Consider the following 24,381-nt stretch of genomic DNA (forward strand, 5'->3'; position numbering starts at 1 on the left):
AACGCCGGGGCGTCGGGCGTCGGCGGGTGCCGCGCTGCGGTACGGGTAGGGATGCGGTACGAGTGCGGGTCGGCGGGCGGGGATCAGGCGTCGATCCGGCGGACGGCGCCGTCGGAGACCGCGAACCGGGCGCCCGCCAGCGCCTTCGGCACGTCCTCGGCCACCGCCGCGGTCACCAGCACCTGCTCGCCGTCGGCCACCAGCTCGGCCAGCCGGTCCCGGCGGGCGGCGTCCAGCTCGGCGAACACGTCGTCCAGGATCAGCACCGGCTCGCCGCCGTCCGCACGCAGCAGCTCGTACGAGGCCAGCCGCAGCGCGAGCGCGAACGACCAGGACTCGCCGTGGCTGGCGTAGCCCTTGGCGGGCAGCGGGCCGAGCTTGAGCACCAGCTCGTCGCGGTGCGGGCCGACCAGGGTGATCCCGCGCTCGACCTCCTGCTTGCGGACCGCCTGCAGCGCCTGCAGCAGCTGCTCCTCGGCCTGCTCGCGGCTGGTCGGCAGCTCGCCCTCGAAGGAGCTGCGGTACTCCAGCGCGGTCTCGCCGCCGCCCGGGGCCAGTTGGCCGTACGCGGCCGTCACCAGCGGCTGCAGCGCGGCCACCAGCTGGATCCGGAAGGCCGTCAACTCGGCTCCGGCGCGGGCCAGATGGCCGTCCCAGACCTCCAGGGTGGACAGGTCGGCGCCCTTGCCGCCGCCGGCCCGGCGGGCCATCGCGGCGGTCTTCAGCAGGGCGTTGCGCTGCTTGAGCACGCGCTCGTAGTCCTGCCGGACCCCGGCCAGCCGGGGCGCGCGGGCGGTCAGCAGCTCGTCCAGGAAGCGCCGGCGCTCGCCCGGATCGCCCTTGACCAGGCTGAGGTCCTCGGGGGCGAACAGCACGGTGCGCAGCAGGCCCAGTACGTCGCGCGGGCGGACGTTGTCGGAGCGGTTGATCCGGGCCCGGTTGGCCTTGCCCGGGGTGAGCTCCAGCTCGACCAGGGTGGAGCGGCCGCGGTCCACCACCGAGGTGCGGATCACCGCGCGTTCGGCGCCCAGCCGGATCAGCGGGGCGTCGGTGGCGACCCGGTGGCTGCCCAGGGTGGCGACGTAGCCGATCGCCTCGACCAGGTTGGTCTTGCCCTGGCCGTTGGGCCCGACGAAGGCCGTCACGCCCGGGTCGAGGGGAACCTCGGCCCGGGCGTACGACCGGAAGTCGGCGAGCGACAGGTGCGCGACGTGCATGGCTGTGGACTGCGCTCGCCTTCTGTGGAGAACTCTTCGGTTACTTGGACTCGACCGCGTGGCCGCCGAACTGGTTGCGCAGCGCGGCGATCATCTTCATCTGCGGCGAGTCGTCCTGGCGGGAGGCGAAGCGGGCGAACAGCGAGGCGGTGATCGCCGGCAGCGGCACGGCGTGGTCGATCGCGGCCTCGACGGTCCAGCGGCCCTCGCCGGAGTCGGCGGCCCAGCCGCGCAGCTTGGCCAGGTGCTCGTCCTCGTCCAGGGCGCGGACGGCGAGGTCCAGCAGCCAGGAGCGGATGACGGTGCCCTCCTGCCAGCTGCGGAAGACCTCGCGCACGTCGGTGACCTCGGGGGCGGCCTCCAGCAGCTCCCAGCCCTCGGCGAAGGCCTGCATCATCGCGTACTCGATGCCGTTGTGGACCATCTTGGCGAAGTGGCCGGCGCCCACCGCGCCCGCGTGCACCGAGCCGAAGTCGCCCTCGGGCTTGAGCGCGTCGAAGACCGGCTGGACCCGGGCGACGTGCTCGGCGTCGCCGCCGTACATCAGCGCGTAGCCGTTCTCCAGGCCCCAGACGCCGCCCGAGACGCCGCAGTCGACGAAGCCGATGCCCTTGGCCGCCAGCGCCTCGGCGTGCTTGATGTCGTCGGTCCAGCGGGAGTTGCCGCCGTCGACCACCACGTCGCCGGGGGAGAGCAGCTCGGCGAGCTCGTCGACGGTCGCCTGGGTCGCGGCACCGGCAGGGACCATCACCCAGACCACGCGCGGGCCCTGGAGCTTGGTGACGAGCTCCTGCAGGCTCTCGACGTCGGAGATCTCCGGGTTGCGGTCGTATCCGATGACGGTGTGGCCGGCGCGGCGGATCCGCTCGCGCATGTTGCCGCCCATCTTGCCGAGACCGATGAGGCCGAGCTCCATGACCAAATCCTTACTGTGGGGACGTGCCTGGCGGCGGCGCCGTTGCCGCACTCCCCGAGCCTACGCTTCCGACCGCTACGGGCTCCGCGCGGTCGGGCCGACCGGGGGAGACGTCCACAGGCTGTGCACAGCGGGTGTGCACAGCCTGTGGGTGACCGACCGGTTCGGCGCTCGGCCCTGGCGGAGGGATCAGCCAGAGAGGCGGACCGGCATGATCAGGTACTGGTAGGCCTTGTCCTCCTCGGAGTCCACCGAGACCTTGCCGCTGAGCAGCGCGGGCTTGGTCGGGGTGGTGAAGCTCAGCTGGGCGAACGGGGAGTCGATGGCCTTGAGGCCCTCCTCCAGGTAGCCCGGGTTGAAGGCGATCGAGATGTCGTCGCCCTCCAGGTCGGCCTCGATCCGCTCGGTGGCCTGGGCGTCGTCGCCCGAACCGGCCTCCAGGGTCAGCACGCCCTGCTCGAAGTTGAGTCGGACCGGGGTGTTGCGCTCAGCGACCAGCGAGACGCGCTTGAGCGCCTCCAGGAAGGGCTGGGTCTGGATCGCGGCGACCGCGCTGAACTCGGTCGGGAAGAGGCTGCGGAACTTGGGGAACTCGCCCTCCAGCAGCCGGGTGGTGGTGCGGCGGCCGGCGCCCTCGAAGCCGATCAGGCCCTCGCCCGCGCCGCCCGAGGAGAGCGCGATGGAGACGGTGTCGCCGCTGCCCAGGGACTTCGCGATGTCCTGCAGGGTCTTGGCGGGCACCAGGGCGACCGCGGAGATGTCCGACTGCTCGGGCTTCCACAGCAGGTCGCGGACGGCGAAGCGGTAGCGGTCGGTGGCGGCCAGGGTGATCCGGTCGCCCTCGATCTCGACCCGGACGCCGGTGAGCACCGGCAGGGTGTCGTCCCGGCCGGCGGCGACCGCGGCCTGGCTGACGGCCGAGGCGAAGACGTCACCGGAGACGGTGCCGGTGGCGGTCGGCATCTGGGGCAGCGCCGGGTACTCGTCCACGGGCAGGGTCGGCAGGGTGAAGCGGGAGCTGCCGCAGACCACGCTGACCCGCTGGCCGTCGGTGGAGATCTCCACAGGCCTGTTGGGGAGGTTGCGCGAGATGTCGTTGAGCAGTCGACCGGAGACCAGGACGGTGCCGGCCTCCTCGACGTCCGCCTCCAGCTCGACCCGGGCCGAGACCTCGTAGTCGAAGCCGGACAGCGCCAGGCTGCCCTCCTGCGCGGTCAGCAGCAGGCCGGCCAGCACCGGCACCGGCGGCCGTGCCGGGAGGCTGCGGGCAGCCCAGGCCACCGCCTCCGCGAGGACGTCACGCTCCACACGGAACTTCACCGGTAACCGCCTCCTGGTTCGAGCGCTCCCGCTCGCACTCTGGTTCGTCTGATCTTGATCGTCGGTCCGCCTGTCCGCCGAGCTCTGCCACTCCGCTTCCAGTCGCCAAGGACAGTCTGACGTACTCCACCGACAGACGGGGCAGACGGGCGGAAGCGAACCGAACGGATGCCCGGGAGCGGTTGTCCACAGATTTCGGGGCCACCCACTTTGAAAGCAGGTTCACGGTCTATCTGTGTAGCGGTAGTAGTAGGGCCTGTGGAAACCGTGGATAACCCCGTTTCCGCAGGTCAGCACCCGAATTTTGTCCACAGTGGGTGTGGACGGCGGCTGTGGACGGGCAGCCCGCGCTGTGGACAGCCGAGCGTTACCCACAGGGCACCCTGGGTATCCACAGGTTATCCCCAGGGCTGTCCCCAGATCCGGGCCCGGTTATCCACGGGCGCCGGTCAACTTTTCGTGACGCCTTTCACACCAGGGTATGAACGGTAGCTCACGGTTGTCGAACTGTGGACCCCGCTGTGGACAACCTGGGGATAACCGCTCCGCGCCTGGGGACAACCGGTGGATAACCCGAACGGCCCACTGGTGACCCGTCAATTGTCCACACCCTGTGGATAACCGTTGTGCACAAGTCCACAGGCACCTGACCTGCGCGGAAGAGCGTAGCGGCGACGGGCCTGTGGACGAATTCTGGATAACTCCGGACTCCCCAGCCTGTGGACCGTGCAGAAGGGGCCCGCCCTGTGGACAACCGCCCTGCGCGCCCGCGGTTTTCGAATCACCGGTCAGTTGTTCGGCGCGCGCCGGGGACTGGTGGCCCGTCCGTCGCCCGGATCCCTGCCCGGCCGACGTCCGGCGCACACCTGTGGACACGCGAAAAGGGCGTCAGGATCGCTCCTGACGCCCTTTTCCGGCCAGCGGGGAAGGCGGGGCCCGACGGGCCCGACTCCGCGGTGCGCCCTAGCTCTTGATGCGGTTGGTGAGCTCGGTGACCTGGTTGTAGATGGACCGCCGCTCGGCCATCAGCGAGCGGATCTTGCGGTCCGCGTGCATCACCGTGGTGTGGTCGCGGCCGCCGAACTGCGCGCCGATCTTCGGCAGCGACAGGTCGGTGAGCTCCCGGCACAGGTACATGGCGATCTGGCGGGCGGTCACCAGCACCCGGCTGCGCGAGGAGCCGCAGAGGTCGTCCACGCCAAGGCCGAAGTACGCGGCGGTCTGCTGCATGATGACCTGCGCGGTGATCTCCGGGCCGGCGTCCTCGTCCCCGCCCGGGATCAGGTCCTTGAGGACGATCCCGGCCAACTCCAGGTCCACCGGCGCCCGGTTGAGGTTGGCGAAGGCGGTGACCCGGATGAGCGCGCCCTCCAACTCCCGGATGTTGCGGGTGATCCGGGACGCGATGAACTCCAACACGTCGGCGGGAGCGTTCAGTTGTTCCTGGATCGCCTTCTTGCGCAGGATCGCGATCCGGGTCTCCAGCTCCGGCGGGGTGACGTCGGTGATCAGGCCCCACTCGAAGCGGTTGCGCAGCCGGTCCTCCAGCGTGGTCAGCAGCTTGGGCGGCCGGTCCGACGAGAGGACGATCTGCTTGTTCGCGTTGTGGAGGGTGTTGAAGGTGTGGAAGAACTCCTCCTGGGTGGACTCCTTGCTCGCCAGGAACTGGACGTCGTCCACGAGCAGGATGTCCATGTCCCGGTAGCGGCGGCGGAAGGTGTCCGCCTTGCCGTCCCGGATCGAGTTGATGAACTCGTTGGTGAACTCCTCCGAGGACACGTAGCGCACCCGGGTGCCCGGGAAGAGGCTGCGCGAGTAGTGCCCGATGGCGTGCAGCAGGTGGGTCTTGCCCAGCCCGGACTCGCCGTAGATGAAGAGCGGGTTGTAGGCCTTGGCCGGGGCCTCGGCGACCGCCACCGCCGCCGCGTGCGCGAAGCGGTTGCTGGCGCCGATGACGAAGGTGTCGAACAGGTACTTGGGGTTCAGCCGGGCGGCCGGCTCGTCCTTGCGCGAGCCGCCGGCCGGGGGAGCGCCGGGCGGGGCGGGCACCCCGGGGACGGCGGGGCGCTCGGTGGACCGCTCGGGGGCGGCCTTCTCGGCCGGGCGGCCGCCGGCGGGCCGGGAGCCGTGGCCGCGGCGGCCCGCGCCGGTGCGCGGCTGCTCGCCGGGGCCGGGGCCGTACGCGCCGCCGAAGAGGTCGCCCTGGGTGGTGGAGGGCGGGCTGGGCAGGGGGCGCGGCGCCGGGCGGCGCTCGGGCTCCTCGGGCTCGTGGTAGGGCGCCTGGGGCTCCTGGTAGCCGGACCACGGCTGGGCCGGCTGGCCGCCGTAGGGCGCGGGGCGGTGCTCGTAGCCGCCGATGTCGTAGCGGGGGCGCTCGTAGTCCTGTTCGTACGGCTGCTGCTGGTAGCCCTGGTCGCCGTAGCCCTGGTCCTCCTCGGCCGGGCCAGGGTACGGCTCGGCGGGGGGCTGGGCGACGGGCGCGGTCGGCACGGCGTTGGCGTCGACCATCACGGCGATCCGGACCGGCCGGCTGAGCTCGCGGCTGAGCGCATCGGTCAGCTGGGGCAGCAGCCGACCCTCCAGCACCTGCTTGGCCCGCTCGTTGGGGGTCGCCAGCAGGGCGGTGTCGTGCATCATCCACATCGGCTGGGTGCGCTGCACCCACTGTTTGTCCATCTCCCCGACGTCGGGGTCGCTGACCAGCCGCTCGACGACCCTCGCCCAGACCGGGACGAGGTCGCTGTTGACATCAGCCACTGGTGCACGCTTTCCAAGAACAAACCAGACAAGTTCTGCAACGGTAGTCAGCGAACAGGGACGGATCAAGTCGTTGTCCACAGGCTGTGGGTAAACCACCTCCGGGCGGCTGGTTTGACCCTCGAGCCCCGTCCCGCGTACCGTAACCAGGTCGAGTTGTCGATGGCCGCTGCCGCATGTCCGCGGGTCCACCCGCTCCATAAGGCGCGCAGCACGGGCGCCGTGGATTGCCTCAGACCCCAGCCGAACTGGGGCGATGGGCCGGATTTCCGAATCAGGGGAGATCACGCGGACGCACGGTGACGGCCAAGCGACCCCCCGTCATCCTACGATTCACCTCAGGAGCCCCCGAGTGAGCAAGCGCACCTTCCAGCCGAACAACCGTCGTCGCGCGAAGACCCACGGCTTCCGGCTGCGTATGCGTACCCGCGCCGGCCGCGCCATCCTGGCTGCCCGCCGTGGCAAGGGCCGCGCCAGCCTGTCCGCCTGATCCACGCCAGAGTCTGTTGTGCTGCCCTCCGAGAATCGGCTGCGGCGGCGCCAGGACTTCGCGACCGCGGTGAAACGCGGTCGCCGGGCCGGCCGGCCCCTTCTGGTCGTCCATCTCAGCAGAGACGGTGACCCGCAGGGGCAGACCGACCGGACCAGCGACTCCCGCCCGCACGTCGCCGAGGGGACTCCTTCGGCGCGTGCGGGTTTCGTCGTGAGCAAGGCCGTTGGCCCGGCGGTCGTTCGCAATCTGGTCAAGCGCCGGTTGCGCCATCTCCTCCGTGATCGTCTGTCCAGGCTGCCCGCCGGTAGCCTGATAGTGGTGCGTGCGCTGCCCCAGGCCGCGACCGCCTCGTACCAGGACCTCGAACGGGACCTGGACGCGGCGCTCAAGCGGTTGCTGAGGGCCGAGCCCGCCGCGACGGCGCCGACGGGAGCAGGGCGATGAAGTACCTGCTGATGGGTCTGATCAGGGTCTACCAGTGGACCATCAGCCCACTGCTCGGTCCGGTCTGCCGTTACTACCCCTCCTGCTCGCACTACGGCTACGAGGCCGTGAAGGTGCACGGAGCGGTCAAGGGCGGCGGGCTGACCGTCTGGCGCATCCTGCGCTGCAACCCCTGGTCGCCCGGTGGGGTGGACCACGTTCCGCCCCGCAAGCACCCGGTGTGGCACCGCCGGCTGCGAGACTGGCTGAGCAGCCGGTCCGCCGCCGAGGAGCCGGTGACCCCCACCCCCGCCGGTCCGGACCCCGAGGGCCCGGCGACCATTGGCCCGGAGCGGCCAATCCACCTGTCCAAGGAGTCTGACCGGTGACCTTCGGTTTTCTTAACCCCCTCTACACGGCGGTGTCCTGGATCATCGTCCAGTTCCACTCGCTGTACAGCCACGTCTTCAACCCGGACGGCGGCTGGGCCTGGGGTCTGGCCATCGCCTCGATGGTGGTCGTCATCCGGATCTGCCTGATCCCGCTCTTCGTGAAGCAGATCAAGGCGACCCGGGCCATGCAGGCGATCCAGCCGAAGATGAAGGCCATCCAGGAGCGCTACAAGAACGACCGGCAGCGCCAGTCCGAAGAGATGATGAAGCTGTACAAGGAGGCGGGGACCAACCCGTTCTCCAGCTGCCTGCCCATCATCGTCCAGGCGCCGTTCTTCACCGCCCTCTACGGCGTGCTGTCCAAGGTCGCCAAGGGCCAGGACATCGGCGTGATCCACGGCTCCCTGCTGGTGAGCGCCGGCAAGGCGCACATCTTCGGTGCCCCGCTCTCCGCGACCTTCCTCGGCAGCCCCGAGACCAGTGTCAAGATCGTCACCGCGGTGATGATCGTGATGATGTCGCTGTCGCAGTTCGTCACCCAGCGCCAGCTGATGACCAAGAACGTCGACCTCACGGTCAAGACGCCGTTCATGCAGCAGCAGAAGATGCTGATGTACGTCTTCCCGGTCATGTTCGCCGTGATGGGCATCAACTTCCCGGTCGGTGTCCTGGTCTACTGGCTGACCACCAACGTCTGGTCGATGGGCCAGCAGCTGGTCGTCATCCACAACAACCCGACCCCGGGCAGCAAGGCCTTCCAGGAGCGCCAGGAGCGCCTGAAGAAGGCCGGGCGCCTGCGCGCGGACGGCACGGAGATCAAGGGCGCGCTCTGGGGCATGCTGCCCCCGTCCAAGGCGGCCATCGCCGAGGCGGCCTCCGCCTCCGCCGTGATCGAGGAGTCGGTCCGGGCGAGCCGCCAGCAGCCCCGTCGCCAGACCAAGGCCCAGCGCCAGCACGGCGGTGCCACCCAGGCGGCCGAGCCGGGCGGGGACACCCCGGTCGAGCAGCCTGCCGAGGAGGCCGTCGCGGCCGACCCCGGCACCAAGCCGGCGGCCGCCAAGCAGACCGCGGGCAAGCCCGCCGGCACCAAGCAGGGCACCCGGCAGCAGCCCAAGCGCGGCGGCCAGCGGCCGAAGAAGAAGTCCTGACCGGCCCCTGGCCTCGTTGTGGCAGCTGCGAAGAGCTTCGTTCCCCGCCCGCCAGCCGGGCCCATCTCCGAAGGAGTCCATCAGTGACGGAAGGCACCACCTCCGCCGTCGAGACCGAGGCCGCTGCCGGCGCCGACGAGAGCCTCGTCGCCCGCCTGGAGCAGGAGGGCGACATCGCGGCCGACTACCTGGAGGGTCTGCTCGACATCGCGGACCTCGACGGTGACATCGACATGGACGTCGAGGGCGACCGCGCCCTGGTGTCCATCGTCAGCGACGGCAACGACCGCGCGCTGCAGCGACTGGTCGGCCAGGACGGCGAGGTGCTGGAGGCCCTGCAGGAGCTGACCCGGTTGGCTGTCCACCGGGAGACCGGCGAGCGCAGCCGCCTCATGCTGGACATTGCCGGCTTCCGGGCCCGCAAGCGCGAGGAGCTGGCCGCGCTGGGCGCCGAGGCCGCCGAGCAGGTCAGGAGCACCGGCGAGCAGGTCAAGCTGCGGCCGATGACGCCGTTCGAGCGCAAGGTCGTCCACGACGCGGTCGCGGCCGCCGGTCTGCGCAGCGAGTCGGAGGGCGAAGAGCCCCAGCGGTGCGTGGTCGTGCTGCCGGCCTGAGGCCGGCGGATCGATGACCGGTCGCCACGGCGACCGGTGAGATTTACCGGACGCGACCCCGTCCGCCTCGTGCGGGCGGGGTCGTTGTTCCTTCTGGGATGTTTCACGTGAAACAGTGCGTTGAGCGGGTCGGTGGATCCGGAGATCGGAGAGGTCGAGATGGACACGGAGAGCGCGGCCACCGGCCGTCCGGGGGCGGACGTGAACCCTGACGCCGAGGGGCGGACCGCCGAGGCGGCCGAGACGTCCGAGGCGCCCGAGCTGGACGTGCTGGCCGAGGCGCCGGCCGCCGCCCGGGAGGTGTTCGGCGACCGCTTCGACGCCGCTGTCCGCTACACCGAGCTGCTGGCGACCGCCGGTGTCCGGCGTGGGCTGATCGGGCCCCGCGAGGTGCCCCGGCTGTGGGACCGGCACGTGCTCAACTGCGCGGTGCTGGCCGAGCTGCTGCCCTCCGGCTCCACCGTGTGCGACGTGGGCTCTGGTGCCGGTCTGCCCGGTATCCCGGTGGCCCTGGCCCGGCCGGACGTCTCGGTGACCCTGCTGGAGCCGCTGCTGCGCCGGACCACCTTCCTGGAGGAGGTCGTCCGGGAGCTGGCACTGGAGAACGTCACGGTGCTGCGCGGCCGCGCCGAGGAGATGGTCGGCAAGCTCGCGGTGGACGTGGTGACCGCCCGGGCGGTGGCGCCGCTGGACCGGTTGGCCGGCTGGGGCATGCCGCTGCTGCGCCCGCACGGGCAGATGCTGGCGCTCAAGGGCGACAGCGCCGAACAGGAGCTGGCCGACTCGCGCGCCGGGCTGGCCAAGCTGGGCGCCGTCGAGTGGAGCGTGATCTCGGTCGGCGAGGGCACCCTGGAGACCTCGACCCGGGTGGTCCAGGTCAAGGCGGGGGAGAGCCCCGGCGGCGTGAAGGCCGCGACCCGGCGCGCCAAGGTGGCCCGGGCCGGTCGCAACGCCGGCGCCAAGAACGGCACCACCGCCGGCCGGGGCGGTCGACGCCGCAGCCGCTGACCGCCGGACGGCCCTGACGCCGGACGGCCCTGACGCCGGACGGCCCTGACGACGGGCGGACGGTCCTCCTGAGGGGGGAACCGTCCGCCCGTCGTCGTTCGGGTGACGGGCGGGCCGACAACCGGACATCGGAGTGTCGCAACGTCAGATTTCCGACATAGCGGGCATGGTGTTTCGCGTGAAACGTCGCTCCTTGCTCTCCGGAATCCTTGCCCGCAGCCGGGCGGCGACTGTTGCCGCTCCGGTTTCACGTGAAACACTGAGCCCCATGCAGGACTCGGAGACCGTCGACCAGATCGATGACACGCCCATCGCACGGGCTGCCCAGGCTGCGGTTCAGGCGATCGGCCGAGCGGGGGAGGGGCTGCCCCGGCCCGCGGCCACCCGGGTGATCGTGGTCGCCAACCAGAAGGGCGGGGTGGGCAAGACCACCACCACCGTGAACATGGCCGCCTCGCTGGCCATGCACGGGCTGCGCGTCCTGGTGGTCGACCTCGACCCCCAGGGCAACGCCTCCACCGCCCTCGGCATCGACCACCACGCCGAGGTGCCGTCCATCTACGACGTCCTGGTCGAGGGCAAGCCCATGGCCGACGTCGTCCAGCCGGTCGTGGACGTCGAGGGGCTCTTCTGCGTGCCGGCCACCATCGACCTGGCCGGCGCCGAGATCGAGCTGGTCTCGCTGGTGGCCCGGGAGAGCCGGCTGCAGCGCGCCATCGCCGCCTACGAGCAGCCGCTGGACTACATCCTGATCGACTGTCCGCCCTCGCTGGGCCTGCTGACGGTCAACGCCCTGGTGGCCGGTCGGGAGGTGCTGATCCCGATCCAGTGCGAGTACTACGCGCTGGAGGGCCTCGGCCAGCTGCTGCGCAACGTCGAGCTGGTGCGCGCGCACCTCAACCCCGCGCTGCACGTCTCGACCATCCTGCTCACCATGTACGACGCCCGGACGAGGCTGGCCGCCCAGGTCGCCGAGGAGGTCCGGACCCACTTCCGGAACGAGGTGCTGAGCACGGCGATCCCGCGCTCGGTCCGCATCTCGGAGGCGCCCAGCTACGGGCAGACGGTGCTGACCTACGACCCGGGCTCGACCGGGGCGCTCTCGTACCTGGAGGCCGCCCGCGAGCTCGCGCAGCGCGCGGTCGGCCCGGGCGGCGGCTCGTTGGTGGGTCAGCAGCGGGGCGGCAGCAGTACGGGGCACGGCGCCCCGGTGGCACAGCACGGTACGACGGAGGGTCATCAGTGAGTGGTCGCAGGGGTCTGGGACGAGGGCTGGGGGCGCTGATCGGCCCGGCCGCGCCGGCGGACGGCGGGGCGGCGCAGCCGGTCACGGCCACGCCCGCGCCGACCCCGGTGGTGACGACCGGCACGACGTCGCCGGCCTCGGTGCCGGTGCTGCCGGGCGGTCGCGCCACGGTGGCGGCCCGGGCGGCCGTCGGACGGCGGCCGGAGCAGCCGGCGCCGGTCCCCGGTGCCTCCTTCGCCGAGCTGCCCCTGGACGCGATCACCCCCAATCCGCGTCAGCCGCGCGAGGTGTTCGACGAGGACAAGCTCGCCGAGCTGGTCGCCTCCATCAAGGAGGTGGGCCTGCTCCAGCCGATCGTGGTGCGCCAGATCGAGGCGGGGCGCTACGAGCTGATCATGGGCGAGCGCCGCTGGCGGGCATCCCGTGAGGCGGGCCTGGAGCGGATCCCGGCGATCGTCCGGGCCACCGAGGACGACAAGCTCCTCCTGGACGCCCTCCTGGAGAACCTCCACCGGGCCGAGCTGAACCCGCTGGAGGAGGCGGCCGCCTACGACCAGCTGCTGCGGGACTTCTCCTGCACCCACGAGGAGCTGGCCGACCGGATCGGCCGCTCGCGCGCGCACGTCTCCAACACCCTGCGGCTGATGAAGCTCCCGGCGTCCGTCCAGCGGCGGCTGGCGGCCGGCACGCTGACGGCCGGGCACGCGCGGGCGCTGCTCCCCCTGACGGACCCCGAGGCCCAGGAGAAGCTGGCCGCGCGGATCATCGCCGAGGGCCTCACGGTGCGCAGCGTGGAGGAGCTCGTCGTCCTGATGCGCTCCGAGGAGCCGCGGGAGGCGAAGCGCCAGACGCCGAAGGCGGGCAAGATCATCTCCCCGGCCTTCAACGACCTGGCGAGCCGGCTGTCGGACCGCTTCGACACCCGGGTCAAGGTCGAGGTGTCACAGCGCGGCGGCAAGCTGGGCAAGGGCAAGGTGGTGCTGGAGTTCGGTTCGGTGGAGGACCTCAACCGGATCCTGGACAGCATGGCCCCGGGCGAGGACGGTCTGCGGCTGTCGCAGGGCTGAGCCCGTCCGGACCGGGGGCGACGACCCGATGGGTGCATGTGCCACGTGAGCGCTGTTTCACGTGAAACATGCACCCATCGGCGTTCGTGGGGGAATGCTCGACCGTGAAAGGGAGGAGGAGGTACGGGCCATGGGACGCCGGATCGCTCCGCTGACGCTGGACAACCTCGCGGACCTGCCGACGGGCTGCCGCTCCTGCGTGTTCTGGGAGCTGGACCCGGTCAGCGCCAAGGAGGCGGTGGAGTCGGGGAAGCCGGAGCTGGAGAAGGAGGGGTGGATCTCCGCGGTGCTGCTGGAGTGGGGTTCCTGCGGCCGGATCGTCTACGTGGACGACCAGCCTGCCGGTTTCGTGCTCTACGCGCCGCCCGCCTACGTGCCCCGCTCCCAGTCCTTCCCGACCAGCCCGGTCTCGCCGGACGCCGTTCAGCTGATGGTCAGCCGGGTGCTGCCGGGATACCAGCGGCAGGGGCTGGGCCGGGTGCTGGTGCAGACCGTCGCCAAGGACCTGCTGGGGCGCGGGGTGCGGGCGATCGAGGCCTTCGGCTCGGCGGGCCGGGTGTCGACCAGCTGCGTGCTGCCGGCCGACCACCTGCTCGCGGTCGGCTTCAAGACCGTACGGCCGCACCCGCGCTACCCGCGGCTGCGGCTGGAGGCCCGAACCACCCTGTCCTGGCGCGGCGACGTGGAGGGGGCCCTGGAGCGGCTGCTCGGCGGCGGGCGGAAGGAACCGGCGCTGCGGCCGTTCTGAGCGGTGCCGCAAAAGCAGCGGCGGGACTCCCCGACCGGAGAGCCCCGCCGCCGTTCGACCGGTGGCCGGAAGACCTAGATCAGGCCGTCCAGCTCGCGCAGCAGCGCGGCCTTCGGACGGGCACCGGTGATCTGCTTCACCGGCTGGCCGCCCTTGTAGAGGATCAGGGTCGGGATCGAGATGACGTTGTACTCGGCGGCGGTCACCTGGTTGGCGTCCACGTCGAGCTTGGCAACGGTCAGCTTGTCGCCCTGCTCGGCCGCGATCTCCTCCAGGATCGGGGCGACCTGGCGGCACGGGCCGCACCAGGTGGCCCAGAAGTCGACCAGTACGGGCTTGTCGCTCTCCAGGACGTCGGACTTGAACGTCGCGTCGGTGACGGTGGTGGTGGCGCCGGCCACGGGAACTCCTCGGGTTAGGACGGAGGGGGCTGCTGCCAGGTGAACAACGGACGGGCCCGTTCTGTTTCTGCCTGGCCGGGGGCGGGGGTGTTTCACGTGGAACACCCCCGCGGGGTTCGCTCGGGGCGAGGGGGTCAGACCGCGACGGCGGCGGCCTTGTTCTCCGCGTCGTCCAGCGCGGCCAGGTAGCGCTCGGCGTCCAGCGCGGCGGAGCAGCCGGTGCCGGAGGCGGTGATGGCCTGGCGGTAGGTGTGGTCCACGACGTCGCCGGCGCCGAAGACGCCCTCGACGTTGGTCCGGGTGGAGGGGGCGTCGACCTTCAGGTAGCCCTCGGCGTCGAGCTCCAGCTGGCCCTTGAACAGGTCGGTGCGCGGGTCGTGGCCGATCGCGATGAACAGGCCGGTGACCGCGAGCTCGCGGGTCTCACCGGTGGTGGTGTCGCGGAGGGTGACGCCGGTCAGCTTCGGGTCGCCGTGGATGGCCTCGACCGCGCTGTCCCACTCGAAGCGGATCTTCGGGTCGGCGAAGGCGCGCTCCTGCATCGCCTTGGAGGCGCGCAGGCTGTCCCGGCGGTGGATGATCGTGACGCTCTTGGCGAAGCGGGAGAGGAAGGTCGCCTCCTCCAGGGCCGTGTCGCCGCCGCCGACCACCGCGATGTCCTGGTCGCGGAAGAAGAAGCCGTCGCAGGTCGCGCACCAGGAGACGCCGCGACCGGAGAGCTTGTCCTCGTTCGGCAGGCCCAGCTTGCGGTGCTGGGAGCCGGTGGTGACGATCACGGCGCGGGCCTTGTGCACGTTGCCCTCGGAGTCGGTGACGGTCTTGATGTCACCGGTGAGGTCGACCGCGACGATGTCGTCCGGGATCAGCTCGGCGCCGAAGCGCTCGGCCTGCGCCCGCATGTTGTCCATCAGCTCGGGGCCCATGATGCCGTCCCGGAAGCCCGGGAAGTTCTCGACCTCGGTGGTGTTCATCAGCGCACCACCGGCGGTGACGGCCCCCTCGAAGACCAGCGGCTTGAGGGAGGCACGGGCCGTGTAGAGCGCAGCCGTGTACCCGGCCGGGCCGGAACCGATGATGATCACGTTACGGACGTCGCTCACTGCTTCTCCTGGTTCGCATCGCGACCCGCGTTTGCTGCGGGGAGGGCGGTCATGCTCCGCCGCCCGGGACAACGACTGACCAGTCTCTCGCATTCCCAGGCGGATCAGTACCAGGTGCCCGAACTCCGGAAGCGGCGTGGCGTCCTGGTCGTCGATCGCATGGGAACGGCCGGCCGGTGGCTGGGAACGGTCGCTCAGTGGCCGGGGACGGTCCGGTGCAGGACGACCGGGCCGCAGTCGGGGGAGCGCAGGTAGACGTCCACGTAGCCGGCTCGGCCGGGGGCCGGGTAGACCAGCACCTCGACCGGGGAGCCCTGGTAGCTGCCCCGGTCGGTGGCCAGCGGGGTGCCCGGCGCGGGGGCCTGGCAGGCGGCCGGGGAGGCGGGGGCGGCGGGCGAGTCCGGGCCGGACAACTCGGGCCGGGCGCCCTCGGCGGGGGCGGCACCGGACCTGGCCGGTCCGGTGGCGCGCAGTCCGGGCTCGGCGCCGGAACGGGCGAGCAACTGCTGGACCTGCGCGGCCAGTTGGTCCTCCCGGTAGGCGGTTCCGGGGCCCGCCAGGTGCGGGGTGCGGGCACTCTGGTCCTCGGGGAGGCCGGCCGAGGCGGCCGAAGCGGCCGAGGTCCCGGAGCCCTCGGAGTGGTCCAGCAGCAGGGCTCCGCCGAGGCCGAAGGCGGCCAGCGCGGCGGCGGCGCCGAGCAGCACGGCGAAGCGCCGGCGGCGGAGCCGGGGACGGCCGGGGCCGGAGGAGGAAGGGCCGGAGGATGAACCGGGGCGGGACGGGGGCGCGGAGGGTGCCGGAACGGCCCGTACGGGCGTGGCAGGGGCGTCCGTCCGGCGGGCGTCGGCGGGGGACCTCCGGGGGCTCTCCTGCGGGCGGTCCGCGCCCCCGGTCGCTTCGGTGCGAGCGGTTTCGGTGTGAGCGGCTTCGGCGAGGGCGGCGTCCAGCCGGGCGGCGACGTCGGCGGGCACCGGCTCGGGCTCGACGGCGCCGAGCAGGGCCTGCACCTCGGCCAGGGCGTCGGCGGTCTCCCGGCACTCGGCGCAGCCGTTCAGGTGCCGGTGCAGCGTCCGGGCGGCCTCGGCGGGCTCGACCAGACCCTCGGCGAGGTCGGCCAGCTCCTCGACGGAGGGGTGGGCGTCGGCGGGCTCGGGGGAGGAGAGGGGGGCGGTCATCGCGTGCTCGCATCTCCTTCCAGCATCGTGCGGCCGGTGCTCGGGCCTGTCCCTGTGACGGTGCGGGGGCCGGTCGGGTTCCCCTGGGCGTCGTGGCGCGGCGGCGGGGCCGTACCGGGTGAGCCGGACGCCCCGCGGCCCGGCGCCCCGCGACCCGGCGTTTCACGTGAAACATCCTGCCGCGCGCCGTCCGTCTCGCGCAGGTGCCGGACCAGCGGGAGCAGCCGGGCCCGGCCCCGGGCGCAGCGGCTCTTCACCGTGCCCACCGGGACGCCCAGCAGTTCGGCGGCCTCGGCGACGGGATAGCCCTGCATGTCGACCAGGACCAGCGCGGCCCGCTGCTCGACGGGCAGCTCGGCGAGGGCCGCGGTCAGCTCCCGGTGCACCTCGGCCCGGACCACCGGGGAGTCGGCCGGTTCGGCCGTGCCGACCAGGCTGTCCAGCCGCTGCGGGTCGTCGTCCAGCGGGGTGGTGCGCCGGGTGGCGCTGCGCCGGGCGCGGTCCAGGCAGGCGTTGACCACGATCCGGTGCAGCCAGGTGGTGACCGCCGAGCGGCCCTGGAAGCCGGGGGCGGCCCGGAAGGCGGAGACCAGGGCGTCCTGGAGGGCGTCCGCGGCCTCCTCGCGGTCCCCCAGGGTGCGCAGGGCGACCGCCCAGAGCCGGTCGCGGTGACGGTTCACCAGTTGCCCGAAAGCCTGCGGATCGCCGGCGACGTGCCGGGCGAGCAACGCCGCGTCGTCGTCCGCCACTGTCACCCCTCGACCCCTTGCCGTCGTTCCGGTGCGCCGGGGTGCGGTCAGCCGGAGACCTTGACCTCGGCGACGTGGCCGCGGTACCTGCCGTCGCCATCCTTCGCCAGAGCGGTCAGCCAGATCAAGAGGTAACGCGTGGTGACCGGTGAGTCGAGGGTGTAGTCCACGGTGTTGCCGGACTTCTTGCCGAGGGTGGTGAAGCTGTCCGGCCTGAGCTGCGACGGGTTGGCGACGGCCGCAGGGGGCACCCGCAGCTCTGCGGTCTGCTCGCCGCCCTGGAACTGCACGGTCACCGAGGAGACCGACTGCGGCGAACCGAGGTCGATCATCAGGCCGGTGCCCGACTGGAGCGCGGGCGGCCTGGGGCCGAACTGGTCGACGAACCAGCCGGTGGTCCAGGCGGTGCCCGGGTCGCCGTCGATGGCGTTCTTGATGCTCTCGGTGCCCTGGGGCCCGTCGCCCAGTGGGTTGTACGACTCCGCGCCCTTGATGGTGACCGGCGCCGGAGCGTGCGTCGGCGGGTGCGTGCTCGGCGCGGCGGTGCTGACCGTGGGCTGCGGGGTCGCGACGGCCTGACCGTTGTTGCGCAGACTGCCGACGAACTGCCAGGAGGCGACGCCGATCGCGCCCAGTGCGACCGTCCAGGCGGTGGCCTTGACCACCCGGCGCAGCCGGCGCCTGGTGCGCCGGGCGGCGGTCGGCCGGGAGGAGGCCGGCAGCGGGGCGACCGTCGTGTCGGCGACCCGGGTCGGGTTGGGCGCGGTGGGCAGGGCGTGGGTGTTGTGCCGGGGCGGCGCTGGGAAGGCCGGCAGCTCGGGCTCGGGCTGTCGGATCCGGGGCATCTGCGCGATCACCCGGACCAGCTCCTCCGGGGTGGTGATCGGCTCGGCGTGGTGCGGCGGGTGGTCGAACAGGGCGCGCGCCGCGAGTTCGGACAGGCCCTTGTGGACGCCCGCACGGACCTGGTCCGGCGCGGCGTTCTGCAGGCCTCTGGGCAGACCCTTGAGGTCGTAGCGGTCCTCGGGGTACGGCCAGCGGTGGGTGAGCGCGGCGAACAGCAGAGCGCCGATCGCCCGGGTGTCGGTGCGCGGGGCATCCTCGGTGGAGTCCTCCGGGGGCAGCCCGCGCAGGGCGGCGTCCACCGCGATGCCGTTGATCCGGTACTGGCCGCTGTCGGTGCGCAGCACGCAGCGCGGGGTGAGCCGCAGGTGGGCCTGGCCGCGGCGGTGGGCGGCGGCGACGGCGTCGGCGACCTGGCGCACCATCTGGTACGCCTCGTGCGGCTCCATCGGGCCGTCGGTGAGCAGCTTGGCGAGGTCGGAGGCGTGCGGCAGCCACTCCCGCACGACGAAGACCAGCTCGCCCTCCTGGACGGCGTCCAGCACCTGGACGAAGCGCGGGTCGCCGAGCAGGGCGGCGGACTTGGCGGCGGCCAGCACCTTGCGGGCGCGCTGGTGGCCGGAGGCCATCAGGTGGACGCCGACGGCCCGGCGCAGCTTCTCGTCGACGGCGCGCCAGCTGCTGAAGGTCTCCGTCTGGGAGATGCACTCCTCGAGCAGGTAGCGGTTGCCGATCTTGTCGCCGCTGTGCCGCATCGGGGCGGGGAGGGTGCGCGGGAGGGTGGCGGTGTCGCGCGGGTCGACCGTGGGCTGGGGATCGGTCGGGCGGCGCTTGTCGGAGGCGGCCGCGGGCGCGGGGGAGGGCTTCTTCCGCGGGGTGCCGGCCGCCAGTTCGGCGGCGATCTCGTGGACCGAGAGCGGGGCGGTGATCTCCGAGGTCTCCTCGCTGACGGACGCCTCCGGGGCCGGCTCGGCGCCCCGGTCGTCGTCGGCCGGAGCGTCCTCGTCGCCGGCTGTGGAGGCGGCCGTGGAGGTGGCCTTCGCTCCGTCCGTGGAGGTGGCCTTCCCTCCGGCTGTGGAGGCGGCCTTCCCTCCGTCCGTGGAGGCCGCCTTCGGTCCGGCCTCGGCAGCGGCCCCGGGTCCGGCTTCGGAGCCGGCCGTGGACCCGGCCCTGGGGGCGTCCGCGGAGGGGGCGTCGGCGGTGCCCGCCGGGGCGGTCTTCCCGCCCCCGAGCTCGTCGATCGCCGCAGCCAGCGCGGCCTCGTCCGCCGCCGCGTCAGCTGCTGACGTGTCGACGACCGCCTTGGTGCCATCAGCCACCGTGGTCCTGCCTCCCCTTGTGTCGCCCCGGCCGAGAGAGTCGCTGGAGCGCGCGGATAGGCCGCCCTGTGCTCCAGGACAATTGTGCCCACTCTTCTCCACCGGGTACGACCGCTGAGACGTCCGCTCGGTTGCCCACGGGTGGAGAGATGTCGTGCAGACCCGACACCGGGCCGCCACGTCGCGGCCCGGGCGTTCCCGGTAGTGGGGGCGGCTCGGAATGCGGCCGGACGGGCGGAGGCGGTGGTCGCCCCGGTTGACGCCCGGTCAGGGCGTCCGCCCGTTCGGCCGGTTGACCGGTCGGTCAGCGGCCCAGTCGGCCGCGGACCATGCCCAGCATGGCGTTCATCTCCTCGATGCGCAGGCGCTTCGCGAGGAACACGAACACCAGCAGCTGGAGGCCACCGGCCAGAACCACCGACAGCACGCTGCCCGCCCAGCCGGCCAGCACCTGCTGGACCGCCAGGCTGACGCCGAGGCCGACCGCCGCGGCCGGGACGCAGGCGGCGGCCAGCCGGCTGTACGTCTTGCCGATCCGCTTGGTGTCCAGCCCGCCGATCTTCTTCTTCAGCTTCGGCACCGCGACCGTCACTCCGACGGCGTAGGCGAGGCCGTAGCCGAAGGCCATGCCGGTCACCGTCCACTGCGGAGGCAGGGCGGCCCAGCAGATCAGCGAGAAGCCGGCCTGGCAGGCGGCCACCCAGACGGTGTTGGAGAACGGCGTCCTGGTGTCCTCGTAGGCGTAGAAGCCGCGCAGCATCACGTACTGGGCCGAGTACGGGATCAGCCCGAGCGCGAAGGCGGAGAGCATCAGACCGACGTTGGTCGCGTTGTCCAGGGCCGTGCTGCCGCCGCCGACCGCGTAGATCGAGCGGCCGATCGCCGGGCCGAGCGCCAGGAACAGGAAGGCCGCCGGGACGACCGCCACCGCGGTGGTGCGCAGCCCGTACGACAGGTCGTCGCGGACGGCGCCGGCGTCCTCGTCGGCCGCCGCCCGGGAGAGCCGGGGGAGCACCGCGCTCATGATCGAGACGGTGATGACGGCCTGCGGGAGCTGCCAGATCAGCAGGGCGTTGGAGAAGGCCGACAGGCCGACGCCGCCGTGGCCGCCCTGCTCGGCGGCGCTGCCGGCCGCGGTGGCCAGCTGGGTGATGACCAGGTAGCCGGCCTGGTTGGCGAGCACGAAGAAGAAGGTCCACTTGGCCAGCCGGGCCGCCTTGCCCAGGCCGTGGCCGCGCCAGTCGAAGCGCGGACGGAAGTGGAAGTCCGCGGCCCGCAGGTACGGGACCATCGCCAGCGACTGGACCACCAGGCCGAGCAGGGTGCCCAGGCCGAGCAGCCGGACGCCCTCCGGGGAGATGTTCTCCGGGGTGACCTGGGAGCCGTTGTAGCCGCCGTAGACCCAGATGTACGCGCCGAAGGTGAAGACCACCACGATGTTGTTGAGGACCGGGGTCCACATCATCGCGCCGAAGCGGCCGCGGGCGTTGAGGATCTGGCCCATCACCACGTGGACGCCCATGAAGAAGATGGTCGGCAGGCAGTAGCGGGCCAGCGCCACCGTGGTGTCCGCGCGGGCGGGGTTGGTCATCATCGGGTGGGCGATCAGCTGGACCAGCAACGGCGCCCCGAGGACCGCCAGGAACACCACGCCGCCGAGTCCGACCATCACCAGGGTGAGCAGCCGACTGGCGTAGGCGGTGCCGCCGTCCTCGTCGTTCTTCATGCTGCGCACCAGCTGCGGCACGAAGACCGCGTTCAGCGCGCCGCCGCCGATCAGGATGTACAGCAGGGTCGGCAGGGTGTTCGCCGCGTTGTACGAGTCACCCATGACCGCGATGCCGATCGCGCCGGCGATCACCATGGTCCGAAGGAAGCCGGTGCCACGGGAGACCAGGGTGCCGGCCGCCATGATCGCGCTGGAGTTCAGCAGGCTGGCGACCTTGCCGCCACCGCCGGCCGCCGGGGCGGGCGCGGCTGTGGGCCGGGCGGTCCGCTCCTCGGCGAGGTCCGCCCGCGGCTCGACCGCCGGGGGCACCGCGACGGCGGCCACCTGCATGGTGGCCTCGTCCTCGGAGAGCGGCGGGTCGAACTCGATCGGCGGCACGAAGGGGCGCTGCCCGTCCGGGCCGCCGTACTGCGGCTGCCCCGGGTAGCCGCCCGCCGGCGGGTACGGCGCGGGGGCGCCCGGCGGCGTCTGGGCGCCCGGAGGCACCTGGGCGGCCTGGGGCACCGGCGCGACCGGCTGGACCGGCTGGACCGGGGCGGGCTGGGGCACCGGCTGCGGGCCGGCGGCCTCGGGCTGGTGGCCGCCGCCGAACAGCGCGTCCACCCCCACGTACTCGGTGGTCTCGGTGTCCCAGGCGGAGTGTGCCGGGCCCGGCTCCCACTGCGGCCGGGGCTGCTCGGCACCGCCCCACTGCGGGGCGGCCGGATCGGCCTGCTGCGGCCAGCCGGCCTGCGCCGGGGGAGTGTCCCAGCCGGGCTGCACGGGCGGCACCGGGGGCGAGAACGGCGTCGACGGCACCGGGGTCGGGTAGCCGCCGCCCTGCGGCGGAAGCTGCGGCGGCACGTCGTACGCGGTGGCCGGCGGCGGCGTGGCGGCGGGCCGCCCGGCCTGCAGTCCGTACGGGTCCTGGCCGTCCTGCTGGGACCCGTACGCGTCGGCCGCGTACGGGTCCTGGGCGTAGGTGTCGGCCACGTACCAGTCGCCGGACGGCGACTCGGCGCCCGGCCGGCTCTCAGCGCGGCCCGGCGGCCGCTCCTCGCTGCGCCCGGTCATGTCACCTCTTCGCTGTCGTGGGGGGTGGCCGGCCCGGCGTCGCGGGTGGTCGGCGGTATCAAGGACCAACCTTCTCATCACCGGCGGTCCGATCCAGGCCATCCGGGCTGCTGGCGCGTGGTGTCTGCGCGAGACTGCCGCCCGTGGAACCGCTCCCGGAGGGGTCCGGTTCGGAGGCCTCCGGCTCCTCCGGCTCCTCCGGCTCCTCCGTTTCCTGCGGTTCGTCCGGCTCGTCCGGCTCGGCCCCGGCGGCGCCGTCCGGCCCGTCCGTCGCCGGGCCGTCGCCGACCGGCTGGTCGCCGTCCTCGTGCGGCTGACCGCCGCGCCGCTTGCGCTGGCGGAAGAAGCGCAGCGCGGCCAGCACCAGCAGCACGGCGGCGCCGGCGAAGACGTACAGCACCCCGTTGGTGACCGAGGTGACCTCGACCCTGAACACCTGGGGGTCGCCGTAGGGCCTCGGATCGGGGCCGGTGGTGTACAGCTGGGCGGTCATGGTGACCGGGCCGTTGTTGCGGGCCTCGGCGTTGAAGCGCAGCGTGACGCTCTGCGAGGCCGGGAGGACCAGGTCCTCGTCCTTGCCCACCCGCAGCCGGTTCGGCTGGCTCGAGGTCAGCCGCAGCTTCAGGTTGGTGACCGTCTGGGTGAGGTCGTTGCGCACGCTGACCTGGAGCTGGCCGGTGTTCCCGGCCAGGGTGACCACGGTCTTCTTCGGCACCTGGACGGCGTTCGTGAGCTCCGTCAGGTACTTGTCGACGCCCCGGCGGTAGTTGTCGCCGGCCGTCGTCCGGGTGCGCCACTCGGTGGACAGCGAGCGGACCATGGCGGCGCTGAACGGGCCGCGCACCCGCTGCGGCAGGGTGAGCACCCGCATCAGGGTGTCCAGATCCCGCTGGACCTTGTCGGTGCCGCTCAGGGCGTCGGCCGGCAGTTCGGTGGCCCGGACCTGGGTCGGGTAGTCGGCGGACGACGGGACGGCGGTGTTGGCCTTCGGGTCCGGCGCCACCTCGGTCAGCGTGTCCAGCTTCACCGGGGTCAGCCACTTGTCGGTCGCCGTCTGCAGCGCGCCGGCCAGCACCTTGGCGGTGGCGGCGGTCATCTCGCGCGGCGGCATGACCAGCAGGCCGCGCTGGTTCTGCGGCTGCTCGTGGGTGATGGTGAAGGTCTCGGCCAGGAAGCGCTGGGCCGCCTCGGTCTGGTCCTGCGGGGAGCTCAGGTCCTTCTGGAAGAGCGAGGAGACCGTGTCGTCGGCGACCACGGCGCTCTGTCCGTTGCCGATCGGGCGCACGGCGGTCGGGGTGTAGTTCACCGACTCCGGGTCGGGCATGCTCGCGCCGTTGGCCAGCACCAGGCTGCTGCCCGCCTGCCGGGCGATGCCGGCGATCTGCTGGTCGAGGTAGCCCTGGTACGGCCAGGCCACGTCGGAGCGGGTGTCCACGAAGAGCCGGCCCTCGACGGTCAGCCGGCCGGCGGTGGCCGCCTTGTCCAGGGCGGTGCCCATGCCGGTCAGGTCGGCGCCGTTGTGGGCGATCGAGGCGAGGTCCGGGTCGGCGTACGGCAGCGCGATGACCTGGTTGCCGGACTTGGCGACGGCCGCGCGCAGCTTGTTCAGCCAGGCCTCGGCGGCGGGCGAGGCGTCGTGCGAGACGGTGTTGTCGTCCTTGGCGGGCTTGCCCGCCGCCTCGCTGCCCGGCTTCTGGACCCGGTACCTGCCGGTCATCGCGAACGCGGCGTCCAGCAGGTCGGGGTCGATCACCCAGCTCAGGCCGGTCAGCTTGGAGCCGGTGTCGACCAGCTCGTACAGCCGGCCGCCCGGCGCGAACTCGGTGGCCAGGCTGTCGTCGCGCAGCACCGGGAGGGTCTGGTCGTTGTCGGCGGTGGTCTGCGCGGCCAGCACCGGCGCGTGCACCAGCGGCCAGAGGGTGGTGACCTTCGTCGGCTGGGCCTCGGTGCCGCCCTGGGAGAAGGGCAGGAAGGTCCGGGCAATGCCCAGGGCACGGTCGCGCGGGTTGTCGGCGGTCGAGCCCCAGGCGTCCACGGCGAGCTCGTAGACGCCGCTCTCGGACAGCCCGAGGTCGCTCACCGCGACGCTGAGGGTGTACGGCAGGCTCTGGCCGGGCTTCAGCTCCGGCAGGGCGTACTGCGGGCTGTCCAGCTCCGTGCCGTCGTCGCCCCTCGGCGTGGTGCGGGAGGCCACGCCCTGGAGCTCGCTGCGCCGCTGCAGGGGCTTGCTGCTGACCGGCTTGCGGACCGCCGCGTGAGCGCCCTTGAGGGCCGACTTGCCGGAGTTGGTGACGTGGCCGGTGATGGACACGGTGCCGTTGGGCACGGCCAGCTGCGGGGTGACCGTCTCGATGCTCAGCACGACCGGGTACTCCGCGGTGGCCGCGGCGTCGGCGGCCGGGCTGATGTTGCCGCCGGCCGGGAGCGCCATGGCGGGAACGGCCGTGAACAGGGTCAGGGCGGCCGCGCAGGCGGCGGCGAAGCGGCGGGCGAGGCGGCCCGTACTCCGTCCGTCGGCGGGACGTCCGTGGGGGCCCGTGGCCCGTCCAGGCTGTCGGTGCGCCCCCAGGCCCGAGTGCCGTGCCGGCTCACTCACTCGTTTCGCCCTCGCCGTTCTGTTCGATCGCTCGCTGCTGATGCTGTCCGCCCGGCGCTGCTGCCGG

At 72.6% G+C, this 24,381-nt stretch carries 20 protein-coding genes; 9 read left to right on the forward strand and 11 right to left on the reverse strand.

All coding sequences use genetic code 11. The annotated features are described in order from the left end of the window. Positions 1–83: 83 nt before the first annotated feature. The 4 genes from recF to dnaA form a co-directional block, all read right to left on the reverse strand. Positions 84–1,217 carry a DNA replication/repair protein RecF gene (recF, locus tag HS99_RS09960; protein ID WP_030278246.1) on the reverse strand — a complete coding sequence of 378 codons (1,134 nt, stop codon included), beginning with the start codon at positions 1,215–1,217 and terminating at the stop codon, positions 84–86. Positions 1,218–1,257: 40 nt separating this feature from the next. Next, positions 1,258–2,133 (reverse strand): phosphogluconate dehydrogenase (NAD(+)-dependent, decarboxylating), encoded by an 876-nt coding sequence (gene gnd / locus HS99_RS09965; RefSeq protein WP_030278247.1) that lies wholly within the window; start codon positions 2,131–2,133, stop codon positions 1,258–1,260. 189 nt (positions 2,134–2,322) lie between these two features. Then, on the reverse strand, positions 2,323–3,453 hold the full coding sequence (gene dnaN / locus HS99_RS09970; protein ID WP_030278248.1) for a DNA polymerase III subunit beta: 1,131 nt from the start codon (positions 3,451–3,453) through the stop codon (positions 2,323–2,325). 963 nt (positions 3,454–4,416) lie between these two features. After that, complete coding sequence (gene dnaA / locus HS99_RS09975; RefSeq protein WP_030552122.1) at positions 4,417–6,210, reverse strand: chromosomal replication initiator protein DnaA; 1,794 nt, start codon at positions 6,208–6,210, stop codon at positions 4,417–4,419. Positions 6,211–6,562: 352 nt separating this feature from the next. On the opposite strand from dnaA, the gene rpmH reads away from it, so the two are divergent. From rpmH to HS99_RS10020, 9 genes are all read left to right on the forward strand, one after another. After that, the gene (rpmH, locus tag HS99_RS09980) at positions 6,563–6,700 is read left to right on the forward strand and encodes a 50S ribosomal protein L34 (protein WP_030059672.1); all 138 of its coding nucleotides are present in this window, start codon (positions 6,563–6,565) and stop codon (positions 6,698–6,700) included. Between the two features lie 18 nt (positions 6,701–6,718). Next, a complete protein-coding gene (gene rnpA / locus HS99_RS09985; protein WP_030278250.1) occupies positions 6,719–7,147 on the forward strand; it encodes a ribonuclease P protein component in 429 nt (142 codons plus the stop codon). Beyond that, positions 7,144–7,515 (forward strand): membrane protein insertion efficiency factor YidD, encoded by a 372-nt coding sequence (gene yidD / locus HS99_RS09990; protein WP_046387248.1) that lies wholly within the window; start codon positions 7,144–7,146, stop codon positions 7,513–7,515. The genes rnpA and yidD overlap by 4 nt, the downstream gene beginning before the upstream one ends. Continuing rightward, positions 7,512–8,666, forward strand: a complete 1,155-nt coding sequence (gene yidC / locus HS99_RS09995; protein WP_030278252.1) for a membrane protein insertase YidC — start codon at positions 7,512–7,514, stop codon at positions 8,664–8,666. The genes yidD and yidC overlap by 4 nt, the downstream gene beginning before the upstream one ends. Before the next feature lie 83 nt (positions 8,667–8,749). Beyond that, complete coding sequence (locus tag HS99_RS10000) at positions 8,750–9,280, forward strand: Jag family protein (RefSeq protein WP_030278253.1); 531 nt, start codon at positions 8,750–8,752, stop codon at positions 9,278–9,280. A gap of 159 nt (positions 9,281–9,439) precedes the next feature. Further along, on the forward strand, positions 9,440–10,288 hold the full coding sequence (rsmG, locus tag HS99_RS10005; protein WP_030278254.1) for a 16S rRNA (guanine(527)-N(7))-methyltransferase RsmG: 849 nt from the start codon (positions 9,440–9,442) through the stop codon (positions 10,286–10,288). A 295-nt stretch (positions 10,289–10,583) separates the two neighbouring features. Further along, entirely contained in the window at positions 10,584–11,534 is a 951-nt protein-coding gene (locus HS99_RS10010; protein ID WP_046387249.1) for a ParA family protein, read from the forward strand. After that, entirely contained in the window at positions 11,531–12,601 is a 1,071-nt protein-coding gene (locus HS99_RS10015; protein WP_030278256.1) for a ParB/RepB/Spo0J family partition protein, read from the forward strand. Before HS99_RS10010 ends, HS99_RS10015 begins: the two co-directional genes overlap by 4 nt. Positions 12,602–12,731: 130 nt before the next feature. Beyond that, positions 12,732–13,349: a GNAT family N-acetyltransferase gene (locus HS99_RS10020; RefSeq protein WP_030278257.1), complete on the forward strand. Its 618-nt coding sequence runs from the start codon at positions 12,732–12,734 to the stop codon at positions 13,347–13,349. 74 nt (positions 13,350–13,423) lie between these two features. Here HS99_RS10020 and trxA read toward each other — a convergent pair whose 3' ends face one another. The 7 genes from trxA to HS99_RS10055 form a co-directional block, all read right to left on the reverse strand. Further along, positions 13,424–13,750: a thioredoxin gene (gene trxA / locus HS99_RS10025; protein WP_030278258.1), complete on the reverse strand. Its 327-nt coding sequence runs from the start codon at positions 13,748–13,750 to the stop codon at positions 13,424–13,426. A gap of 134 nt (positions 13,751–13,884) precedes the next feature. Continuing rightward, positions 13,885–14,850, reverse strand: coding sequence for a thioredoxin-disulfide reductase (gene trxB, locus HS99_RS10030; protein WP_030278259.1), 966 nt, complete (start codon positions 14,848–14,850; stop codon positions 13,885–13,887). Between the two features lie 194 nt (positions 14,851–15,044). After that, complete coding sequence (locus HS99_RS47720; protein ID WP_030552118.1) at positions 15,045–16,025, reverse strand: RsmA family anti-sigma factor; 981 nt, start codon at positions 16,023–16,025, stop codon at positions 15,045–15,047. Next, entirely contained in the window at positions 16,022–16,780 is a 759-nt protein-coding gene (gene sigM, locus HS99_RS10040) for an RNA polymerase sigma factor SigM (RefSeq protein WP_030278261.1), read from the reverse strand. The genes HS99_RS47720 and sigM overlap by 4 nt, the downstream gene beginning before the upstream one ends. A 41-nt stretch (positions 16,781–16,821) precedes the next feature. Then, the gene (locus tag HS99_RS10045) at positions 16,822–18,936 is read right to left on the reverse strand and encodes a protein kinase family protein (RefSeq protein WP_050366674.1); all 2,115 of its coding nucleotides are present in this window, start codon (positions 18,934–18,936) and stop codon (positions 16,822–16,824) included. A gap of 304 nt (positions 18,937–19,240) precedes the next feature. Further along, complete coding sequence (gene murJ, locus HS99_RS10050; RefSeq protein WP_051835508.1) at positions 19,241–21,718, reverse strand: murein biosynthesis integral membrane protein MurJ; 2,478 nt, start codon at positions 21,716–21,718, stop codon at positions 19,241–19,243. 58 nt (positions 21,719–21,776) lie between these two features. Further along, positions 21,777–24,314: a DUF6049 family protein gene (locus HS99_RS10055; RefSeq protein ID WP_141763684.1), complete on the reverse strand. Its 2,538-nt coding sequence runs from the start codon at positions 24,312–24,314 to the stop codon at positions 21,777–21,779. Positions 24,315–24,381: the final 67 nt, after the last annotated feature.

Origin of the sequence: Kitasatospora aureofaciens (assembly GCF_001188955.3) — a bacterium.
Taxonomy (GTDB): domain Bacteria; phylum Actinomycetota; class Actinomycetes; order Streptomycetales; family Streptomycetaceae; genus Kitasatospora; species Kitasatospora aureofaciens.